We start from the raw sequence: 19,765 nt of genomic DNA, 5'->3' as shown, positions 1-19,765 counted from the left end.
GCGTCTGACGCAACGTCATAAAAAGCCTCATTTGATGATCGTTTACATGGCGACCCGGCAATCGGTGCTCCTCTCAGGAATACACCTCGATACTGGGCCGGCCGCGATACACAAACGAGCCGAAAAATCTCGCCGTCAGCCCTGCTGGAACTCCGGCAGGGCTACGCCCTCCCTACGTTCCAGCAGGGCTGACAGATTCTCATCTTGATTGACGCGCATTCTCATCCTGATTGTCGCGCCGCAGGTTTGGCCGTGATGTGACTGAAAAGGCGATATTATGTGGCATTTGCCTCCGGCCACTGTTCCGGGTCAGACGGGATTGCGGAAGCACGCAACTTGTGCCGCGATGGGTTTTCTCCCACCGGGACCGAGGACATTCCACGTTGAACATCTACATGTTTGGCGGGGGGGGCTGGGACATGGGTAGGGTCGGCCGAGCGAAAGCGGCAAGTGTTGAAAACTCTCCCGCATGGCCCCGTTCGGCGTCTCGAGCCTTGATTTATGAGTTAACATGAATTTTAACTACATCTAATGTATAGTTGTTTGGAGGCATGCTGTGCGGCGATTCAATCTCAGGCGCGATGAAGATGAACAATGGTTGGTGGTGGATGGCCTAACCATGCAGCCCGCCACGCTGGACGATCTTCCGGTAGTCGGGCTTTGCTGGGCAGAGGCATGCGAGTTCGTGGACCTCCTGAATTCGATGGAGATCATTGAGCGCGCTGCAGGCCGATACGGCCGGGCTGTCCTATCCCAGAGACACCAGTGACGATCGAACTGGTGACCATCTGCGGCCGGATTTGAATCGACGGCGTGCATCGTCGGATCTACACCAGATTGAATCGGTCGGGGCAATCGTGTCGGGCCATACTTCGCCCGGAGGTGGATTGCTTACCTCATCAGGCGTCAACGAAGCCTTGGAACGTGACGAAGTTCGGAAGGGGGTTTTCCGGTCCATCGACGGCAAGCATGGGTAAAGGAGCTGTTCTGACGAAACCCAAGCATCCACGTTATCTGGGATGCCTGCAGGCCCTCCTGAAGATAGTTCACGGCAAGCTCGCGCCTCAGATCGTCCAGTATTCTGCCGAAACTCATACCCTCTGAGGCCAGACGCCGGGCGAACGTCCGCTCGCTGAGGCCGATCTTGCGGGCGACGTTTTCGGCGCTGGCTTCACCATGTGGCAAAAGCGGAGCGATGGTGTTTTCAACGAGCGTGCGGAGTGGACTGATGTTCGACGTACGGGCGGCTATGGCTTCTTCACAGAGATTGACCATCAAGTCGTTGAGATATGGATCGCCATCAATAACCGGACGGTCAAGCAGCGTTGCGTCGAAACTTAGCCCGTCAGCATGGGTGTTAAACCGCACGTCACAGCCGAACAGCTGCCGAATTTGCGCTGCATCACCCGAGCGCTGATGAACGAACGTTGCGGCAACGGGGACAATTCGATGTCCAATCAGTTTGCGACATATTCGCAGGAGCACCAAGGCGAAGAACTCGGCCTGATGCCGGTCCGCATGTCGGGAAAACCCCTTATAGGATATTCCAAGGCTTAGGGTTCCGCCCTGCCGGTCGATCCGAAGCTCCAAAGCCTCGCTGACCAGGTGAGCGTATCGCACGACACGGCGGAGAGCGTCGCCAAATGAGCGCGAAGACGCCGCCGCGTAGTAGATCATTCCGATCTCTCGCAGATCGAGATGCTTGGCCAGTGTGAGGCCGAGCCACTCATCGTTGAGCGCGCGAGATGCCTCACCGAGAAAGTCTATCTGTGAAGCGATACCGACCCGCTTTCGTTCGTCGAGCATGGCCAGCGTCAGTTTGGTTCGTTTGAGTAATGGCAGCGGGTCGATGTTTTCCTGTTTGATCCGCGAGAGCGCCAGGCGCGAAGCCAGTCCCATGGCTGTCGGCGCGGCAGTAAGCCTTTGACTAGTCGTTCCGAGCATTTGGAGCACCCTGTCCGCAGTACGTGACGTGACCAAACATATTTCTCTTTAACCGATCCAAACTCGTCGGCAATTCAAACATATCGAAGGCGTTGACCGCGTGTCTCTACCGGGCGGATCGCAACATGGGTCCTTTTGGCACAGGTGTAGGCAGAAGGTAAAAACACCCGAGTAGCACGTGAATGCTGCCCGGGTGTTTTATCGTCGTTGCCTTCGACGGAGTACCAATGGTACCCTCTGTACCATGTTCACCTTGCATTTCCTATCGCAAGCCACTTCGCTGGTCAGGGTTATCAACTGCGTATTGAATTAAATGATGCTGTTGCTGAAAGCCCACGCTCGCGCACTCGCCGCCGATGACTGTCCAGCGTAATGCCGCGCCTGGAATCGAGAAGACCAATCCGCTCCCGCAGGAAAACGCCAATTCGGTCGACGGTCGAACCGCCGACGAATCGCACCACGCTGTGCCTGGTGCCGGCGAAGCCTGCGGAAAACGCCGCGCTGTTCGTCGAGATAAAGGGGGGCGCCACGTGTAAGTGGACGCTCCAGGGGTCCGGGTCAGCGCGCTGGTGGCGACCGCAGCTGCTGTGGCTTCTGACAGCAAACAATTGGCTTCTCCAAACAAGTTTCGGAGTTCACTGAGGTGGCACCCGACACCACATGGTGGTCAATGGCCAAGAACGGCGAGAGAACTCGCCAACGGCCGCCCCGCCCTTAAGGCATGGACGACAAGTAGCGCGTCATGGCAGGGCCACAACCTAGGAGCCACAGACACACCATGCGTGAAAGCACAGGACCATCCAGGAGCAATGTCCCTCTCCTCAAGCTGGGCGCTTGTCAGTGCCGCTTCCCGGTTCTCGAAGACAAATCAGTGCCCGGCGGTCACTACTTTTGTGCCGGTCCGACTTCGCCATACCGCGTCTACTGCGACCACCACCACAGTGTCGTGACGAATGTCGAGCAGCGCCGAGCCCGCTCCGGTTCCCACCTTCCGCATCGACGCGCCGCATAGCTTAGCAGAAACTGAATCAGTTGGTCTTCACGAGCAAGTAGCGGGCATTGTTGGCAGAAGCCGCGAGGCGGTCGTCGCAGCTCGATCAATCGTAGGCGAAATACAGTCCCGCTGACTTGCGGCAAAATCGACCGATTTCGAGCTGACCCACCACTCCTCAGGTCTCAAGCGATCTCCCGTGGGCAGCGTTATACACGATCGATACCGGATCAGGAGCCGACCTCGTTGTTTGCCGGTGCACACGACGAGGGACGCACTGCGGTGCGCCTCAATGCATCGAGATGAGATGAAGGTCTTGCTCGATCATATAACAGCCAGCTTATGCTCGCGGGATCGGTGGACATGTCAATGCCCTCTCAACTTTGTTTAAAATCTTGTGGGTCCAACCCACAAGCCATCGGCGCCGGTCTCACGAACCGGATGTCGTTGGTTGGAGCGATAGCCGAGTATTGGCGGGTCAAAATACGGCAGGCGGCATCTGCCGATTCAACCGGCCAGCCAGCCCCGGACTTGCAAAAGCGTCCGGCGCTCCTGGTCAGCTTCAATGACGAACTCCGGCTGCCAGTCCGCCTGAGGAGCTATCGCCTTCAGAACATTGAGGCTCCGGCCGACGCCATAGCCGCCATGAGTTATGAATGGATGCACGGTTTTGCCGGACAATTCGTGAGCCTGGACGAACGAGCAGATGACCGGTGGTGCGGTCATGCCCCAAATCGGTAGGCCGATGTAGATCGTCGTGTATCGCGCGATGTCTGATATCGAGGCCGCCAGCGGCGGCAAGTAGCCAGCCGTCGTCTCACGACTGGCCTGCGCAACCGTCTGCTCGTAATCCTCAGGATAGGGAGTTGCCGGATGTAGCTCGAACAACACCGCATCTTTCGCCCTCCGGATCTGGTTGGCGATCACCCGCGTGTTCCCCGTGCGGGAGAAGTAGGCGACCAGAATTCGTGACGAACCAGCAGCCTGCGCGGAGGCGCTATTCGAAAGCGGCGATATGGCTGCTGCCGCCAGCGGAAGTGCCTGCAGGAAGTTTCGTCTACGCATTCAAATCTCCATCCAAGGTCACTCTGTCGCCTGCCCTACGGTGTATTCGTCATCTGTGACCTTCTCCATCCAGGTGACGTTGTTGCCTTCGAGTGCCTCGGCAACCGCGAAGTGCGTCATCGCATCATTCGGCGACGCGCCGTGCCAATGGCGAATATGTGGCGGTATCCAGACCACGTCTCCGGGACCGACGACCTCCGCCGGGCGGCCCTCCATTTGCACTAGTCCTTTCCCGGAAACGATGAACAGCGTCTGACCAAGAGGATGCGTGTGCCAAGCGGTTCGAGCGCCGGCCGCAAAGGACACGGTCGCACCCCCAATACGCGCAGGCGCGTCGCCGCGATAGAATCCTGACGTCTCGACCTTGCCGGTGAAGTATTGTTCCGGCGCGGCCGCTCGTCCCTCTCCTGCCCGCGTTACCTTCAATGCGCTTGGCGCTGCCGTTTCACTAGAAGCCGCCTCGCGCATCGCGAACACCTTCTTCAGCACCGGTACGGTGGACATAGCCCGCGGCCATCCAGCGTAAAATGCGACGTGCGTCACGACTTCCGCCGCCTCCTGCCGTGTCAGCCCATTGTCCATCGCACGGTTTGCGTGGAAAGGGAGCTGTTCGGGCTGGCCGACGGCAACAAGGGCCGCCATCGTCACCAGGCTGCGATCGCGGGCCGAGAGATCGGGGCGCTGCCAGAGATCGCCGAACAGCACCCGGTTTGTGAGGTCGGCAAGTGCCGGGGCCGACGGCGCAACGTGCGTGTCGACTGTGGAAGCCCGTGCCGCCTCGGCCGCGGCCTCGAGCTGGATCCGGCTCGCGTCGCTGCTGACGACAGGATCGATCCCGCGTTCCTCGAACACTTTCTTCACCTCGGTCACCGCCGACATTGCGTTCGGCCAGCCCGAATAGAAGGCGAGATGCGTTATGAGCTCGCCGACCTCCTCGGGGTTAACGCCGTTGTCGAGCGCACGGCGGACGTGGTTGCCCACCTGTGCCGCCTTGCCGGTCGAAACTAGCGTTGCAACGGTAACGAGGCTTCGGTCGCGAGGTGAAAGCTCCGCGCGTTCCCAGACTTCTCCGAAGAGGACGTCGTCGGTGAAGTGTCCAAGTCCCGGCGCGGTTTCGTAGACCGCGGGCGGCGCGACCCGCGGACGCCTCTCCTCGGCTTCCGCGCCTGTCGTCGCCAGCGCGGACGCCGCGATGGTAGCTGCGATCTTGTTCATGGTTCTTCTCCTTCAATTCGTAAGAGACATGCCCGTTATTGGGTCGCGAGCTCGCCGTAGAAGAACGACGCGGTCACGCCGCCGTCGATCAGGAAGTCGCTGCCGGTGATGAACTTTCCGTCCGGTCCCATGAGCAAGGCTGCGAGCGAAGCAATTTCATCCGGGGTACCCGCTCGCCCTGCAGGAGAGAGGTCGATCATCCGGCGATAGCCGGCGCCACGTGGACCTGTCAGTTCGTCGTTGGCCAGCGGCGTTATGACGATGCCGGGGCTCAACGTGTTGACGCGCGCGCCTCGCCTGCCCCACCTGACGGCTTCGGCCTTGACCCGCAACGCGTTGGCGCGTTTCGAAAGCTGGTAGGCGTTCAACGGGTCCGTCACGGCCTGCAGCATTCGCAGCGACAGCAGTGCTTCCGCTGGCGTGGTTGCGAGCAGTCTGTCCTGCTCGGCGGTCAGCGCGGCAAGCCGATGGCCCGACATCGAGGCAATGACCACGCACGAGCCACCCGGCGCGATCGCCTCGCCGAATTCCTCCAGGACGACCGCGGTCCCATAGAGATCGACTTTGAGGATCACCTCCGGCGGGGCCTGAGAGGGGGAGACGCCGGCTGCATGGATGACGCCCGTCACGTCGCCAATGGCGGTCGCGGCTTCGACGAGCGCATGAACGGAGACGCGCGAGGAAATGTCGACGACGGCGGTGCTGACATCGAAGCCGGCATCGCTCAGGATTTTCGCCGCGGCGTCCGCCTTGTCCTTCCGGAGGTCGGCGAGCAGGACATGCTTCCCCGAGCTGACCCGCCGGGCAATCGCCTGGCCGATGGAGCCTGCGCCGATCACGATGATGACGTTTGTCATGTTGCTATCCCTTTCCATGGGGCGGCTGGGCACCGATCAGTGGCCAGTCATCTTCAGCACCGCGTCCGGGAGTCGCTCGCCTTTGACTTCGATCTTGGAAGCTTCGCGATTGATTTCACTCAGGTCGTCCGTCGTCAGATCCAGTTCGACGGCACCAATGTTTTCTTCCAGGCGGTGAAGCTTGGTGGTGCCAGGTATGGGAACAATCCACGGCCGCTGCGCCAGCAGCCATGCCAGGGCGACTTGCGCAGGCGTCGCCTGCTTGCGCTCCGCGATTACCTTGATGACAGAAACGAGTTCGAGATTGGCCTTGCGAGCTCCCGGAGAGAACCGCGGCACCATGTTGCGGAAGTCGCCCTCCGGAAAGGTCGTGGTCTCGTCGATCTTGCCGGTGAGAAAACCGGCGCCGAGCGGGCTGAAGGGAACGAAGCCGATGCCAAGTTCTTCGAGCACAGGCAGCAGTTGCTGTTTCGGTCCACGCCAGACCAGCGAATATTCGCTCTGGACGGCGGCGACGGGCTGAACGGCGTGTGCGCGGCGGATAGTCTGGACGCCGGCCTCCGACAGGCCGAAATGTTTCACTTTTCCTTCGGCGACGAGGTCCTTGACGGCGCCTGCCACGTCCTCGATCGGGACGTTCTGATCGACGCGGTGCTGGTAAAACAGGTCGATACGGTCGGTCTTCAGACGCTTCAGTGCGGCGTCGGCAACGGCCCTGATGTGTTCGGGCCGGCTGTTGGTACCCCCTTTTCTTGCTCCCGTTTCAAGATCGATGTCGAAGCCGAACTTGGTGGCGATCGTCACCTGGTCCCGGATGGGCTGCAATCCTTCGCCCAGCAGGGATTCGTTGGTGAACGGCCCGTACGCTTCCGCCGTGTCGAAATGAGTGATCCCGCGCTCGTGGGCGTCGCGGAGAAGCTTGATCATCTCGCCCTTATCGGGGACCGTGCCGTAGACGCCGGTCATTCCCATGCATCCGAGGCCGAGCGCCGAGACTTCAAGGCCGGAGCTTCCAAGCTTGCGTTTCTGCATTGTCGCTTCCTTCTTTAATTGTTGCTTTCCTCGGACGCGAAGTCCGAGCTGACGCTGAGTTCCCTCCACGCGTCGATCTCGCGGCGCTGGCTGTCGACCTCGTTGCCGACGATCTTGACGGCGTCGCTGCCGAGCAGAAGCCGCGCCGGAAGTTCTGATCTCCCCACGAGATCGAGAAGGGCGGCGGCCGCACGCTTGGGATCGCCGGGCTGGGTGCCATGCGTCTTGTCGTTCTCCTTCCGGCGCGGTCCGGCAGTTGCGGCATAGTCGTCGATCTTGGCCTTGGCCTGCTGCAGTGACCGGCCGGCGAAGTCCGTTCTGAATGCGCCCGGCTCGACGATGGTCACACGGATGCCAAGCGGCGCGACTTCCTTGCGCAACGCGTCTGACATGCCGCCGACGGCGAACTTCGATGCCGAATAGTATCCGGAGCCGGGCGCTGCGAGCCGGCCGGCGATCGACGATATGTTGAGAATGGTGCCGGAGCGGCGAGCGCGCATGCCGGGCAGAACCGCCTTGATCATCGAGACGGTGCCGAAGAAGTTGGTCCCGAAGAGATTCGCGGCATCCTGCTCGTCGCCCTCTTCCACCGCGGCGCGGTAGCCGTAGCCGGCATTGTTGACGAGGACGTCGATCGCGCCGAACCGTTTTTCAGCGTCGCCGACGACGTCGGCCACCTGCGCCTTGTCCGTCACATCGAGGGCCGCGGCATGGGCGGTGGCAGGATACTGCGCGGCGAGAGCCAGAACCTTCGCCACATCGCGCGCCGTGACGACGGCGTTGTGCCCGGCGGCGAGAACGGCCTCCGCGAGGCTCCGTCCCAGTCCCGTGGAACATCCCGTGATAAGCCACGTCGTCATTGTGTTTCCCTTCGTGTCATCTCTATTTCCGGTGCGACTCCATGCCGTGCGCTCACATCCGTGGCGGTGCTTCCACGCCGGAATAGACCAGCACCTGTTCTGGAAGACGGGCGCCCTTGATCTGAATGGCGGCGACCGTCTTGTTCAGTTCGGCGATCTCGTCGGACGAGAAGCGGACGGATGCTGCACTGACGTTTTCCAGCATGTGCGGCATCTGCGTGCTCCCGGGGATCGGCACGATCCACGGCTTCTGTGCCATCAGCCACGCCAGCGCGATCTGACCGGGTGTCGCCGCCTTTCGTTCGGCCCACGTCTTTACCAACGCGACCAAAGCAAGGTTGTTCGGTAGATTTTCAGGCGAGAACCTGCCCTCGATGCCGCGGATGTCACCTTCGGCAAATCTCGTCCGCTCGTCGATCGCGCCCGTTAGGAAGCCGACGCCGAGTGGGCTCCACGGCACGAAGCCGATTCCGAGTTCTTCGCAGAGCGGAAGCACTGCTTCTTCCGGGCCACGCCACAGCATCGAGTACTCGCTCTGGATCGCCGTCAGCGGCAGTTCGGCATGGGCACGGCGTACCGTCTGCAGGCCCATTTCCGAAAGGCCCCAGTGCAGCACCTTCCCCTGATCCTTGAGTTTCTTGATCGCACCTGCGACCTCCTCGATCGGCACTGCCGGATCGACGCGGTGCTGGTAGAGAAGATCGATGCGATCCGTTCGAAGCCGCTTGAGCATTCCGTCCACAGCCAGCTTGATGTGCTCGGGCCGGCTGTTCAGGCCCGGCATGCGCTTGCCACTTTCCAGATCGATGTTCCAGCCGAACTTCGACGTGATGACGACGTCGTTCCGGAAGGGTTCGATCCCCTCTCCGAGAATTCGCTCGACCTCATGCGGACCATAGGCTTCGGCGGCATCGTAGAAGGTAACGCCGCGGTCGTGCGCCGTCCGGATGATCGCGTGCATCTCGCTGCGGGCGGGGATCGTCGTCTGATAGGTGCGGCTCATGTTCTGGACGCCGATGCCGATACTCGATACTTCCAGCGATCCAAGCTTGCGGCGTCCGATCGGGCCTCTCCTGGCCACCGCCTGCGCCTCAGCCGGGGAGTAGCTCGCGTCGACAAGAGGGATGGCGGCGAGCGACCCTGCAGCTCCGAGGAAGCCACGGCGGCCAATGGTCAGTTTCTTCTGATCTGCCATTCAAGGGATCCTTTCGAGCAGCGTTGACGACGATCTCGAATATAGATCTCGCTCGCGCATTCGATTAGGTGCTATAATCCGCATCTCCCTATTAGCAGGACTTATGAATGCCCTCCGAGAACTATAATGATCTTGCCGCCTTCGTCGTCGTCGCGCGTGAGGAGAGTTTCACCAAAGCCGCCGTCCGTCTGGGCGTCTCCCAGTCGGCCCTCAGCCAGTCCATTCGGGGACTTGAGGCCCGTCTGGGAATGCGACTTCTGACCAGGACGACACGGAGGGTCTCGCCCACTGCAGCAGGCGAGCGCCTTTTCAAGACTGCCGGACCGCGGTTCGAAGAGATCCAGGCCGAGCTTTCGGCGCTCAGCGAGATGCGAGATCGCCCGACAGGCACGGTCCGCATCACCGCAGGCGAGCATGCCGCCGTCGCCGTGCTGGCTCCTGCTTTGGAGAGGTTTCTCCCCGAGAACCCGGATGTGAAGGTCGAGATCATTGTCGACTACGGCCTGACTGACATCGTCGCCGAGCGGTTTGATGCCGGCGTCCGTCTCGGCGAGCAGATCGCCAAGGACATGATTGCGGTTCCGATCGGCCCCGACGTGCGCATGGCGGTGGTGGGGTCGCCTGCATACTTCCGCCAGAATCTTTGGCCGGAGACGCCTCAGGACCTGACCGCGCACAACTGCATCAACATGAGGCTCCCGACCCACGACACGATCTTCGCCTGGGAGTTCGAAAAGGATGATCGCGAGCTTCGCGTCCGTGTGGAGGGTCAACTCGTGTTCAACAACCTGGCCATGAGACGCGAGGCAGCGCTGCGTGGCCTGGGGTTAGCCTACATGCCGGAAGATCAGGTGCAGGACGATCTCGCGAAGGGCGAACTCATCAGAGTTCTGGAGGACTGGTGCCCGCCATTTGGCGGCTATCATCTCTACTATCCAAACCGCCGGCACCCTTCGCCTGCCTTCGCTCTCGTCGTCGATGCTCTCCGCCTTCGAGGATGACATAGTGATCAACCGTCCCGCGCCCTCGACGCTTGAGGCGAGATCGGAGAGATTGGTTGAAGAACACGCGTGCGAACATGCTCCTGACGATCGGCATCGTCCTGACAGCTTTGCCCGGCGCGGTATGCGCACAGTCCTTCTTGAAAGCCGACAACGCAACAGAACGGTTCGGTGGCCGTCGGTCAGCCCGCGCCACCAAGATGGTCCGCACCTTCCGTTGCCGTCGTACGCGAGGCGCGCTCACGAACATCGAGACGAGCCTGGAAGTCCGGATGCGCGGGATGGCTCTACGGTTCAGACCTTAGCCATCCCTCGGTTGTTCGCTCGAACGCTCTAGCCTAGGATTTATTTTCTGGGTTTTGCAAACCTCGTGCCGCCGCCGCTAGGGTCGCCAATTGCGCACGCTCTCGAACTCCCTGTTGAAAAAGCTCGATAATGATGGCTGCTAGTCGGGTTGATTCCTCGGAAGGCGCGGGAATCTCGTGCTCACGGCAAACGGCCTCGAATATCGATTGGCACAAGGAAAGATCGCTGGAATCCAATGGTTCGTTTTGTCTGTTTCGAAGTAGTTGCGTCATCTCTGAGCCCTCCTTTCTGGCACAGTTTGAAAATCGAAAATCAAATGGTTTTTGCCCGATTATTCTTCAAGATATGGTTTGGATTTTTTGTGCATTCCACGCCGATTGTCGCGATCGGCGGCCACGGCCAGGTGGAGTAAGTTCCTTCCTCGGCGGGGCATTCCGTCTTCGATCGGTTGGATGGCTGCAATATCGTCCGACAACACGATCTGGAAGAAACCAGGCGTTGGACAGGTTTTGACGTCGGCAAACGAACGTCGGCGTCATAATTTACGTCATGAGGCTTCAAAAAGAAGAGAGGCTTCGAGAGACGGGCAGACGTTGCCGGCACCATCAAGCACGGGTGCCACGTCTACAATCTCGACCATGGAACATTGGTGCTCCTCCGACGTTCTGTCGCTGCAAATCCAAGCCCTTTAGGAGGACAAAATGGCTACGGAAAAAACACTCGACGACCTCTTCCTTGATACGCTCAAGGACATCTATTTTGCAGAAAAGCAAATCCTGAAGGCATTGCCGAAAATGGCGCGCGCAGCGCAGTCAGAAGAAGGTAAAGCCGGTTTTCTCCAGCATCGCGACGAAACGCAAGGCCAAATCGAGCGCCTCGAGCAGGTATTCGAGCTCCTCGGCAAGCCAGCCCGCGGCAAGACCTGCGAAGCAATTCAAGGGATCATCGCTGAAGGTGAGGAAATCATCGAAGCCTACAAGGGCTCCGCCGCTCTGGATGCAGGTCTTATTTCATCGGGACAGGCTGTCGAGCACTACGAGATCGCGCGTTACGGAACGCTGATCGCTTGGGCAAGGCAGCTCGGCCTGAAAGACGTTGTACCGCTTCTGCAGGCAAACCTTGCTGAGGAAGAAGCGACTGATAAAAAGCTGACGCAGCTTGCGCAGGCCTCGGCCAATGCCAAGGGCAAGAAAGCTGCTTGATCGATCTGCAGCAAGGGCCTCATACGAGTGGGCCTCTCTTGCTCGCCCTTCCGTCCTGGCACCACCAGGATACCAGGTGTTCGAAGCCGTATTGGGTCGCCCGGCGGCAACCCAATACGGCCGGGATCTAGAGACTTTGTGAATTTGGCTGTCATAAAGCGCGTCAACAGCGGCCAACATGGAGCGTGACATGTCGGATCAGAGATCAAATTGGATCAGCAAGCGGGCATACGCACTCTGGGAACAGGCGGGATGCCCGCTCGGCAGAGATCAGGACCACTGGCTGCAGGCCTCCACCGAACGAGAGCTGATGGAACGCACGATGGCGTCCGTCGACGGAAACGAGGTGATGACGCGAACACGCGGAGGCGTTGATGAGATCGGGCTCAATCATGGAACTGTGCTCGTCGTGGAAGACGAACCACAACTCCGCTTCGATACCGTCGATGTTTTGGAAAACGCAGGCTATGCGACCCAAGAGGCAGCCAACGCAGATGAGGCATTGGTCCTGTTGAGAAATCGGCCGTTCGATACGGTGATTACAGACATCAACATGCCGGGTTCGCTCGACGGGCTCGGATTGGCAGCCCATATCGGATCCTTCTGGCCAAGGACGAAGATCATCATTGCGTCCGGCCTGGTGCGTCTGCGTGATCAGGACCTTTTGCCAGGTGTGTCGTTCCTCGCAAAGCCCCTCGCCGCCCAGACACTTCTGACCATTATGGCCACCCCACGATAGCCAATCATCGTTGAGCGTCGCAGATCGCCAGCGGGCGTTGAGGATCGGGGCTCCCGCTGCGTCATTGCCGTTCTTCACTTACCTGATGAAAACTTGAACCGATTTAGATCGTAAAACCGTATCAACGGCTGGTTCCGCAGAGCAATAGACGCGATTGCCCAACCCGGTCGGGAGTGGCACGTGATCTTCGGAAAGGTTGGCCCGCAACTGAAGAATCCGACTGCCAAGCCTCCAGTCTATGAACAAACATTTGTCCGGGGCGTGAAGCGCTGTCCCGCAATAGCCGCCGGCGTCCGCTAGAAGTGGAACAACCCTTTCCCGACGAACACCGATCACGGAACGGATGTGCTCGGCGCGTGCAACCCCATCTTCCGATTTCGCTTCGTCCCAGTTGAGCTTGCTGCACGCAAAAGTGTCGTAGGCGTTCGGATCACGCATGTCTGCCGCCGATTTTCCTTCCGGAATTCCGCCAAAGTTGGCCGCCTCCTTCGGACGGTTTTCCCGAACGGCTTTGGCAATCTCCCCGTCGTAGTCAGTGAAGAAATGGAACGGGCTCAGGGACAGGTGATCGTCGCCCATGAACAGCAACGGGATCTGCGGCGAAAGGAGCAGAACCTCTGTCAGTGCACGATAGAGCTGGCGGTCTATGCCCAAATGGAGACGATCTCCAAAGGCGCGGTTTCCGACCTGGTCGTGGTTCTGGAGGAAATGCACGAACGCGGTCGGAGGGAGAGCTTCTGTCGGGGGCGGAGTGTCGCTGACGGTAGGCTTGCCGGGCCGGAGATATCCTTGCGCCATAACCCGCCTAAGCTTTCCCCATGTATCGTCCTTGAATGGCCCGTAGTAGCCTACGGCCTCGCCCGTGACCGCGACATGGAGTGCATGATGGAAATCGTCATTCCAGTCCGCCTTATAATACCGTCCTCCAGGGATTTCGGCCATAAGGTCGGTTCCGTTCGCCGGATTTTCCGTAATGAGGTGCACATGGCGCCCGGTGATCTCGGCCCGCACGACATGGGCGAACTGTTCGAGGATATGAACCTCACTGCCGTCCTCGATTTGGTCGATCGCATCGAACCGAAGTCCGTCCAGCCGGAATTCGCAAAGCCAGTAGAGGACGTTCTCGACGAAGTACGTTCTGACTTGTTCCCTTTCGTAGGCTATCGCTGCCCCCCACGGGGTCGGAACGTCCTTGCGAAAGAAACCGGGAGCATACTTCCCAAGATAATTTCCTTCCGGACCGAAGTGATTGTAGACGACGTCGAGAAACACCATCAGCCCATATCCGTGAGCGGCGTCGATAAGAGCCCTGAGGTCATCGGGAGTACCGTAGGCATTGTGAGGGGCGAATTGCAGGACGCCATCATAACCCCATCCGCACGTTCCCGGGAAATGAGCAAGCGGCATAATTTCCACCGCAGTTATTCCCAGCCTGGCCAGGACCGGAAGCTTGTCGATCGTCGCGCGAAACGTACCTTCTGGCGTGAAGGCACCCATATGAATTTCGTAGACGATCGTCTCTTCCCACGGCCTTCCTGTCCACTGCGCATTCTGCCACACGTAGCTCTCGCCATCTGCAAGCACGGACGGACCATCCAGATCTCCAGCCTGCTGCCTTGAGGCGGGATCACCGACGACGTTACCGTCTGCCAAAATAAAGGCATAGGATGATCCGTACTCCGCCTGCACCTCTGAGCGGTGCCAGCCATCATTTGTTCTGGTCATGGGCAGATCCATACCCCCTAGACGAAGGCCGACAGATTCTTCCGCGGGAGCCCATAGCTGGAAGCGGGTCCTGCCATCGGGGAGACGAAATGGACCCCATTGCTGTTCCCGATCCTTCGAAGTCATCAACGTCGGCAGGTCAGGGCTCATCGCAGCAACCCCTGCCCGCCATCGACCCAGATCGGCGATCCCGTTATATGCCTGGACTTGCTAGACGCAAGAAACGAGATCACATCCGCGACATCCTCGCTGCGTCCAGGCCTTCCCCCCGTGATGGGAACCTGTCCTTCTGGCCAAATCACAGGGATGGCGGTTTGCTCCTCGCTTCTGAGGTCTGTGTTTGCATCGATGTTCGTTTCGATCTCGCCTGGGCAAACGGCGTTGATACGGATGTGATGGCGCGCGAGTTCCAGGGCGAGCTGCTGGACCATGGCCACCTGTGCTGCTTTCGTCGCGGTGTAGGCCGTCGCGCCCGGCGTGGTGAATGTGCGCGTTCCGTTGATCGAGGACACTACGATGATCGATCCGCCCCCAGACCGTTTCAGATGAGGGACGGCGGATCGTATGGTCAGGAAAGTGCCCGTCAGGTTGACGGAAATGGTCCTATTCCACTCGTCCAGCGTCAGATCGTCGATGGGAGCCCATACCCCGTTTATGCCAGCATTTGCGACGACTACGTCCAGACGACCCCACCGTTCCATGAGAGGCGTCATCGCGCTTCTCATCTCGGCCTCAACGGCGATGTCGGCCTGAAGAACGCAAGCTTCACCCCCCGCTGCTTCTATCTCCCCGACAGTTTGCAGAAGCTCGTCGCGGCTATGCCCAAGTACGCCGACGGCATAACCATCCATGGCAAGCGCCAAAGCCGAAGCTTTTCCGATTCCTGATCCCGCGCCCGTCACCAGGGCTACGTACTTGTCCATTCATAGCTCCCTTGCCAATGCCGCATCAACTTGTCTTCCGCCCAAGTTCCTTCGCCGCGCTTACCGGCTAATCTGGCATTCGGTGCAGCCAACGACATTGACTTTGGCCGTTATTGGTTTGGGGGTGATTGTCGTATGACGCTCCCAGACCTGCGCTCTATAACTTCGACAACCGCCGCAAGTTCCAATGGGACCGTGGACGGTAAAAACATATCGGGACGAGTGGACCCGGTGAAACCACACTTCTGCCGCCGTTCAGGTTCGACGACGCTACGTCATTCTGGCCACCCCGCGTGCTTGGGAAGATGAGCGGGGGTTTGCCTGCGCCCACCGATCAGCATGCGCGGAACAAAAGCATTCAACACGTGTTTCTGGCGCACTTGCGAATAACGAGGGTTACAGATGACGGACAATCGTGGAGGCCAGGACATTCGACCAGGCGACTGGACCAGACTAGGCGCAAACTACGATGGCGAGGGCGTCAACTTCGCCATCTTCAGCGCTCACGCACAACGTGTCGAACTTTGCCTGTTCGACGAAAGCGGGCGGAATGAAACCGGCCGCATTACGCTCCCCGAATACACGAACGAAATATGGCACGGCTACCTGCCGGGTTTGAGACCTGGCGCGCTTTATGGCTTCCGTGTTCATGGGCCATATGAGCCTGAGAATGGCCATCGTTTCAACCCGCACAAATTTCTGATCGATCCCTATGCCCGTGAACTCGTAGGCGAGGTTGAATGGTCGAAGGCGCATTTCGCCTATGATATGGACAGCGAGGACAAAGACCTCGCTTTCGACGAGAGCGACAGCGCGGCCGTCATGCCGAAGTGCCGGGTCATCGATCCTGCAGACTACGACCGGAGGAAGGATCGCAAGCCCCTGGTTCCCTGGTCTAAGACGATCTTCTACGAGGCCCATGTCAAAGGCTTCACCAAACTACACCCCGCTGTACCAGAAAAGCTCCGGGGAACGTTCGAGGGTCTCGGCAACAAGGCGATCATCGACTATGTGAAAAGTCTCGGCGTCACCTCCATCGAACTGCTTCCAATCCATTTCTTCCCAGATGACAGCCACCTTCTCGACAAGGGGCTTCACAACTACTGGGGCTACAATACGCTTGGGTTCTTCGCGCCCGCCTCCCGCTATTACGGGCCGAATGCCCTTGCAGGGTTCAGGGACATGGTGCGGGCGTTCCATGACGGCGGTATCGAGGTTATCCTGGACGTCGTCTACAACCACACGGCCGAAGGTAATGAACTTGGACCGACCTTATCGTTCAAGGGTATCGACAATTTTTCCTACTATCGAACGATGCCCGACAATGCCCGCTACTACATAAACGACACGGGCACCGGTAACACGGTCAATACGTCGCACCCTCGGGTCTTGCAGATGGTGACCGACAGCCTGCGTTACTGGGCCGAAGACATGCACGTCGATGGTTTCCGCTTCGATCTGGGGACCATCCTCGGGCGCGAGCCTGAAGGATTCGACCAGCGGGGCGGATTCTTCGACGCAGTTGGCCAAGATCCTGTACTTTCGAAATTGAAGCTCGTCGGCGAACCTTGGGACATCGGGCCCGGCGGCTACCAGGTTGGTGGCTTCCCGCCAGGGTGGGCCGAATGGAACGACAAGTATCGGGATACCGTCCGCGACTACTGGAGGGACACCGACGGAACGACGCCGGATTTCGCGGCTCGCGTTCTCGGCTCCGGCGACGTCTACGATCTGAGAGGTCGCCGCCCGTGGGCCGGCGTCAACTTTATCACGGCTCACGACGGCTTCACGTTGAACGACGTCGTGTCGTACGACGAAAAGCATAATGAAGCCAATGGTGAGGATAACAAGGACGGTCACAACGACAACCGCAGCTCCAACTACGGCGTTGAAGGTCCGACCGAGGACGATAGCATCAACGCTGTACGTGAACGACAAAAGAGAAACTTCCTTGCCACCCTGTTTCTTTCGCATGGAACGCCTATGCTGCTCGCCGGAGACGAATTCGGCCGCAGCCAGATGGGCAACAACAACGGCTATTGTCAGGATAGCGATCTGAGCTGGGTGCACTGGGAAGACCTGCCTGACTCTGCTGATCAGCTTCGAAAGTTTGCCACCCGTCTCATTTCCTTGCGTCACGGCAACCCGATCTTTCGCCGCGAAAGCTGGCGTGACGGAGTAAGTGTTGCCTGGCTCAATCCGGGCGGCAACGAACAGACGGAGGAGCAGTGGCAGGATGCAGGGAGCACGACAATCGGTCTTCGCCTCACTTCGGAAGACGCCAGTCTCGAAGGGATGCGGGACGTTGTCGTAGTCTTCAATCCGCACGACGGTGAAGTCCATTTCAAGCTTCCGGATATTTTTCCCGGCTGGATACAGGAACTCACCACCGCTGATCCGGCCCGGCAGGGCGATGACAACGCGGCCCCTGGATCCGTTGTCATGGCACCTCGAACTCTCGCAGTTTTCAGGTCAAAGGAGCCTCCCCGACACGCGAAGATCATGGACGAGCCAACCTAGAGCTATTTACCTGCGACCATTGTAGATAGGTCGGCCCCATCGACAACCGCAACTGCATCACCTGATGAGGACATGTGATGGGTTCGGTCCCGAGCGGATGGCGATGTATGCCATGGAATAGGACGGCGACGCAGCCTGGAACCCGTCGGACAGAAAGAGGTGATTACGAATTCGGACATGGAACATCCTCGCCTTTTATGGCTCACAAAAACCCTCGAACATTAGAGTGCAACACAACTTTAGGGGTTGATAATCGGACCTTGGTCTGCCTCTGAGAGACTTCCAAAATGTACCTGGTGGATCGACGGTTCGCCGTAGGTTTCGTTGTTCGGATTCGTTGCCTTCGACACCGCCGGGGAGGATCACGCAAGGCGTATCCCCCACCAACGATGAAATATATGCAAAAAAATCAATTGTATAATGACTTGTTTCGGTCGGAACAAAAATGGCCTTTGCGTGTTTTCTGTTCATGGATCCGTCACGTGATCCGCAAAATGGAGGAACCACATATGAAGAACATCATCTTCGCGGCGGCAATTCTCGGCGCTTCGGCCTTTGGAGCCATCGCCCAGACAACGCCAGCACCATCTGCCAATGGAGACACACCTGCGGTTGCAACTCCAGACACAAAAAATCCGACCGCACCCGTAGAGGGAGCCAATAGTTTTACCGAAGCCCAAGCGAAGGATCGCATCGCCGAAGCCGGCTACACCGGCGTCAAGGATCTGAAGCTCGATGACAAGGGGATCTGGATGGCGTCCGGCATGAAGGACGGCAAGGCAGTCTCTATCGCCCTCGATTACCAGGGCAACATTGTCGCCAAGTAACCCAAGGAGAAGCATGATGAAAACTGTAACTGGACTTTTCGACGACTACTCGGACGCTCGCTCCGCAGTGAGTAAATTGGAAGCGGTGGGCGTTCCTTCTGGCGACATCAGTATCGTCTCCAACAAAGCCGGCCGAACTGATCGCGGTTCCGATGCCGGAGAAGATGCAGCAACGGGCGCTGGCATCGGCGCCGCCGTTGGAGGTGCTGGCGGACTGCTGACGGGGCTGGGCCTGATGGCCATACCCGGTGTCGGGCCCGTTGTCGCTGCAGGTTGGTTGGCCGCGACGGCTGCCGGCGCCGTTGCAGGCGCGGTCGCCGGTGGAGCGGCCGGCGGGCTGATCGGGGCACTGACCGACTCGGGAGTATCGGAACAAGATGCTCATCTGTATGCCGAAGGCGTTCGCCGCGGTGGAACACTGGTCACAGCCAAGGTCGACGAAGCGCGCGTTGTTGACGCGGAGACCATTCTCAGAGGCGCGAATTGGGTCGACCCTGTCGAACGTCGGCGAGCGTACAACGAGCAAGGCTGGACGCGGTTTGACGACACGCTCGATCCCTACGCACCCGAGCAGATCGAGCAAGAGCGGAACCGCTATCGTACCACTGTTTAGGTGTTTGTCCTGGAGCTTGGTTTCACCTCCTCGCGTTTTCGCGAGGGGGTTCCACCTTATGGGGCTCGGTTTGCTCAAGGCGGGAGGGTGATCGCTGACTGCGTCGCGCAGCTTGCGATCATCGCGCATATAATTAAAAAGGGGAGTGGTTCCTGACTTCCGGAATGATGTCCCATCCGACTCCGCAGATCCGCAACACGCCACCAGTCGGCGTAGCCCGAGAAGGTGAACTTCTTGCCGCGCTAGGCGGCTTCGTTGCCGAGCAGGACGGGGATCGGAAAGAGCGCTGCGCGGCGGCCGTTTCGTGATGCGTTACCACGCCTTTGCGCAGTGAGAGTGTCCGCGATTGCCGCTACCTTCTTATGAGGTCGAGCTGCGGGTTCGCGGAGTTCAAGTTAATCTTCTTCGTGCTTGCCATGTTGGCCCTCGACAACACGCAACGGCGCCTCGACGTTTCGGTGGCCCAGGACACCGTTTGCTTCAAAGATGTTGAGCTCGCATAGGTCGACTGCGGGAGCACCCTATGGCCTGTCTTGTCGAAATACTTCTCCCGATCACCCGCAGTCGCGCGAATCTCGACATCGTGCGCAAGGAACTTGCCGAGCGCTTCGGCGGCGTCACTCTCCATGTCAACGCGCCTGCGGAAGGTCTGTGGGAGGACGACAGCACAGTCTAGGAAGACCTCGTCATCGCCGTTGAGGGTATGGTTGAGAATCTCGACCGCCCGTCGTGGTCGTCGTACCGCGCCGA

The 19,765-nt window shown here is 59.3% G+C and carries 18 protein-coding genes; 8 read left to right on the top strand and 10 right to left on the bottom strand.

Annotated elements, in window-relative coordinates:
* Positions 1-906: 906 nt before the first annotated feature.
* The 7 genes from AC1D2R_RS22425 to AC1D2R_RS22395 form a co-directional block, all read right to left on the bottom strand.
* Positions 907-1,944 (bottom strand): AraC family transcriptional regulator, encoded by a 1,038-nt coding sequence (locus tag AC1D2R_RS22425; RefSeq protein ID WP_477970599.1) that lies wholly within the window; start codon positions 1,942-1,944, stop codon positions 907-909.
* Between the two features lie 1,498 nt (positions 1,945-3,442).
* Positions 3,443-4,000, bottom strand: coding sequence for a flavodoxin (locus AC1D2R_RS22420; RefSeq protein WP_477970597.1), 558 nt, complete (start codon positions 3,998-4,000; stop codon positions 3,443-3,445).
* An 18-nt stretch (positions 4,001-4,018) separates the two neighbouring features.
* A complete protein-coding gene (locus AC1D2R_RS22415) occupies positions 4,019-5,215 on the bottom strand; it encodes a (R)-mandelonitrile lyase (RefSeq protein WP_477970595.1) in 1,197 nt (398 codons plus the stop codon).
* A 35-nt stretch (positions 5,216-5,250) separates the two neighbouring features.
* Complete coding sequence (locus AC1D2R_RS22410) at positions 5,251-6,072, bottom strand: SDR family oxidoreductase (protein WP_477970593.1); 822 nt, start codon at positions 6,070-6,072, stop codon at positions 5,251-5,253.
* Between the two features lie 36 nt (positions 6,073-6,108).
* Complete coding sequence (locus AC1D2R_RS22405; RefSeq protein ID WP_477970591.1) at positions 6,109-7,104, bottom strand: aldo/keto reductase; 996 nt, start codon at positions 7,102-7,104, stop codon at positions 6,109-6,111.
* A 14-nt stretch (positions 7,105-7,118) separates the two neighbouring features.
* Entirely contained in the window at positions 7,119-7,964 is an 846-nt protein-coding gene (locus AC1D2R_RS22400) for an oxidoreductase (protein ID WP_477970589.1), read from the bottom strand.
* 52 nt (positions 7,965-8,016) lie between these two features.
* Complete coding sequence (locus AC1D2R_RS22395; protein ID WP_477970587.1) at positions 8,017-9,159, bottom strand: aldo/keto reductase; 1,143 nt, start codon at positions 9,157-9,159, stop codon at positions 8,017-8,019.
* Between the two features lie 107 nt (positions 9,160-9,266).
* Between AC1D2R_RS22395 and AC1D2R_RS22390 the strand changes: the two genes are divergently transcribed.
* Positions 9,267-10,160 (top strand): LysR family transcriptional regulator, encoded by an 894-nt coding sequence (locus tag AC1D2R_RS22390; RefSeq protein ID WP_477970585.1) that lies wholly within the window; start codon positions 9,267-9,269, stop codon positions 10,158-10,160.
* 56 nt (positions 10,161-10,216) lie between these two features.
* Positions 10,217-10,465 (top strand): hypothetical protein, encoded by a 249-nt coding sequence (locus AC1D2R_RS22385; protein WP_477970583.1) that lies wholly within the window; start codon positions 10,217-10,219, stop codon positions 10,463-10,465.
* 33 nt (positions 10,466-10,498) lie between these two features.
* Here AC1D2R_RS22385 and AC1D2R_RS22380 read toward each other — a convergent pair whose 3' ends face one another.
* On the bottom strand, positions 10,499-10,738 hold the full coding sequence (locus tag AC1D2R_RS22380; protein ID WP_477970581.1) for a hypothetical protein: 240 nt from the start codon (positions 10,736-10,738) through the stop codon (positions 10,499-10,501).
* Between the two features lie 429 nt (positions 10,739-11,167).
* Here AC1D2R_RS22380 and AC1D2R_RS22375 point away from each other — a divergent pair, with 429 nt between their 5' ends.
* Together AC1D2R_RS22375 and AC1D2R_RS22370 are read left to right on the top strand one after the other, a co-directional pair.
* Entirely contained in the window at positions 11,168-11,668 is a 501-nt protein-coding gene (locus tag AC1D2R_RS22375) for a YciE/YciF ferroxidase family protein (protein ID WP_477970579.1), read from the top strand.
* A 190-nt stretch (positions 11,669-11,858) separates the two neighbouring features.
* On the top strand, positions 11,859-12,407 hold the full coding sequence (locus AC1D2R_RS22370; protein ID WP_477970577.1) for a response regulator: 549 nt from the start codon (positions 11,859-11,861) through the stop codon (positions 12,405-12,407).
* Between the two features lie 78 nt (positions 12,408-12,485).
* On the opposite strand, the gene treZ is transcribed toward AC1D2R_RS22370, so the two are convergent.
* Positions 12,486-14,258 (bottom strand): malto-oligosyltrehalose trehalohydrolase, encoded by a 1,773-nt coding sequence (gene treZ / locus AC1D2R_RS22365; protein ID WP_477970616.1) that lies wholly within the window; start codon positions 14,256-14,258, stop codon positions 12,486-12,488.
* A 20-nt stretch (positions 14,259-14,278) separates the two neighbouring features.
* Entirely contained in the window at positions 14,279-15,055 is a 777-nt protein-coding gene (locus AC1D2R_RS22360; protein WP_477970575.1) for an SDR family oxidoreductase, read from the bottom strand.
* Between the two features lie 402 nt (positions 15,056-15,457).
* Here AC1D2R_RS22360 and glgX point away from each other — a divergent pair, with 402 nt between their 5' ends.
* The 4 genes from glgX to AC1D2R_RS22340 all read left to right on the top strand — a co-directional run bounded on the left by glgX (position 15,458) and on the right by AC1D2R_RS22340 (position 19,691).
* Positions 15,458-17,575, top strand: a complete 2,118-nt coding sequence (glgX, locus tag AC1D2R_RS22355) for a glycogen debranching protein GlgX (protein ID WP_477970573.1) — start codon at positions 15,458-15,460, stop codon at positions 17,573-17,575.
* Positions 17,576-18,084: 509 nt separating this feature from the next.
* Positions 18,085-18,402, top strand: coding sequence for a PepSY domain-containing protein (locus tag AC1D2R_RS22350; RefSeq protein WP_477970571.1), 318 nt, complete (start codon positions 18,085-18,087; stop codon positions 18,400-18,402).
* Positions 18,403-18,418: 16 nt separating this feature from the next.
* Entirely contained in the window at positions 18,419-19,015 is a 597-nt protein-coding gene (locus AC1D2R_RS22345) for a general stress protein (RefSeq protein ID WP_477970569.1), read from the top strand.
* Between the two features lie 523 nt (positions 19,016-19,538).
* The gene (locus AC1D2R_RS22340; RefSeq protein WP_477970567.1) at positions 19,539-19,691 is read left to right on the top strand and encodes a hypothetical protein; all 153 of its coding nucleotides are present in this window, start codon (positions 19,539-19,541) and stop codon (positions 19,689-19,691) included.
* Positions 19,692-19,765: the final 74 nt, after the last annotated feature.

The sequence above is a fragment of the Rhizobium sp. P1_C7 genome (genome assembly GCF_056406295.1).
The sequence above is the reverse complement of the archived record's forward strand: the minus strand, read 5'-3'. Positions and strand labels throughout refer to the sequence as shown.

Excerpts from the sequence above, each read along its gene's own strand:
- AC1D2R_RS22425 (WP_477970599.1), bottom strand. The coding sequence starts at position 1,944 with ATGCTCGGAACGACTAGTCAAAGGCTTACTGCCGCGCCGACAGCCATG.
- AC1D2R_RS22420 (WP_477970597.1), bottom strand. The coding sequence starts at position 4,000 with ATGCGTAGACGAAACTTCCTGCAGGCACTTCCGCTGGCGGCAGCAGCC.
- AC1D2R_RS22415 (WP_477970595.1), bottom strand. The coding sequence starts at position 5,215 with ATGAACAAGATCGCAGCTACCATCGCGGCGTCCGCGCTGGCGACGACA.
- AC1D2R_RS22410 (WP_477970593.1), bottom strand. The coding sequence starts at position 6,072 with ATGACAAACGTCATCATCGTGATCGGCGCAGGCTCCATCGGCCAGGCG.
- AC1D2R_RS22405 (WP_477970591.1), bottom strand. The coding sequence starts at position 7,104 with ATGCAGAAACGCAAGCTTGGAAGCTCCGGCCTTGAAGTCTCGGCGCTC.
- AC1D2R_RS22400 (WP_477970589.1), bottom strand. The coding sequence starts at position 7,964 with ATGACGACGTGGCTTATCACGGGATGTTCCACGGGACTGGGACGGAGC.
- AC1D2R_RS22395 (WP_477970587.1), bottom strand. The coding sequence starts at position 9,159 with ATGGCAGATCAGAAGAAACTGACCATTGGCCGCCGTGGCTTCCTCGGA.
- AC1D2R_RS22390 (WP_477970585.1), top strand. The coding sequence starts at position 9,267 with ATGCCCTCCGAGAACTATAATGATCTTGCCGCCTTCGTCGTCGTCGCG.
- AC1D2R_RS22380 (WP_477970581.1), bottom strand. The coding sequence starts at position 10,738 with ATGACGCAACTACTTCGAAACAGACAAAACGAACCATTGGATTCCAGC.
- AC1D2R_RS22375 (WP_477970579.1), top strand. The coding sequence starts at position 11,168 with ATGGCTACGGAAAAAACACTCGACGACCTCTTCCTTGATACGCTCAAG.
- AC1D2R_RS22370 (WP_477970577.1), top strand. The coding sequence starts at position 11,859 with ATGTCGGATCAGAGATCAAATTGGATCAGCAAGCGGGCATACGCACTC.
- treZ (WP_477970616.1), bottom strand. The coding sequence starts at position 14,258 with ATGACTTCGAAGGATCGGGAACAGCAATGGGGTCCATTTCGTCTCCCC.
- AC1D2R_RS22360 (WP_477970575.1), bottom strand. The coding sequence starts at position 15,055 with ATGGACAAGTACGTAGCCCTGGTGACGGGCGCGGGATCAGGAATCGGA.
- glgX (WP_477970573.1), top strand. The coding sequence starts at position 15,458 with ATGACGGACAATCGTGGAGGCCAGGACATTCGACCAGGCGACTGGACC.
- AC1D2R_RS22350 (WP_477970571.1), top strand. The coding sequence starts at position 18,085 with ATGAAGAACATCATCTTCGCGGCGGCAATTCTCGGCGCTTCGGCCTTT.
- AC1D2R_RS22345 (WP_477970569.1), top strand. The coding sequence starts at position 18,419 with ATGAAAACTGTAACTGGACTTTTCGACGACTACTCGGACGCTCGCTCC.
- AC1D2R_RS22340 (WP_477970567.1), top strand. The coding sequence starts at position 19,539 with ATGGCCTGTCTTGTCGAAATACTTCTCCCGATCACCCGCAGTCGCGCG.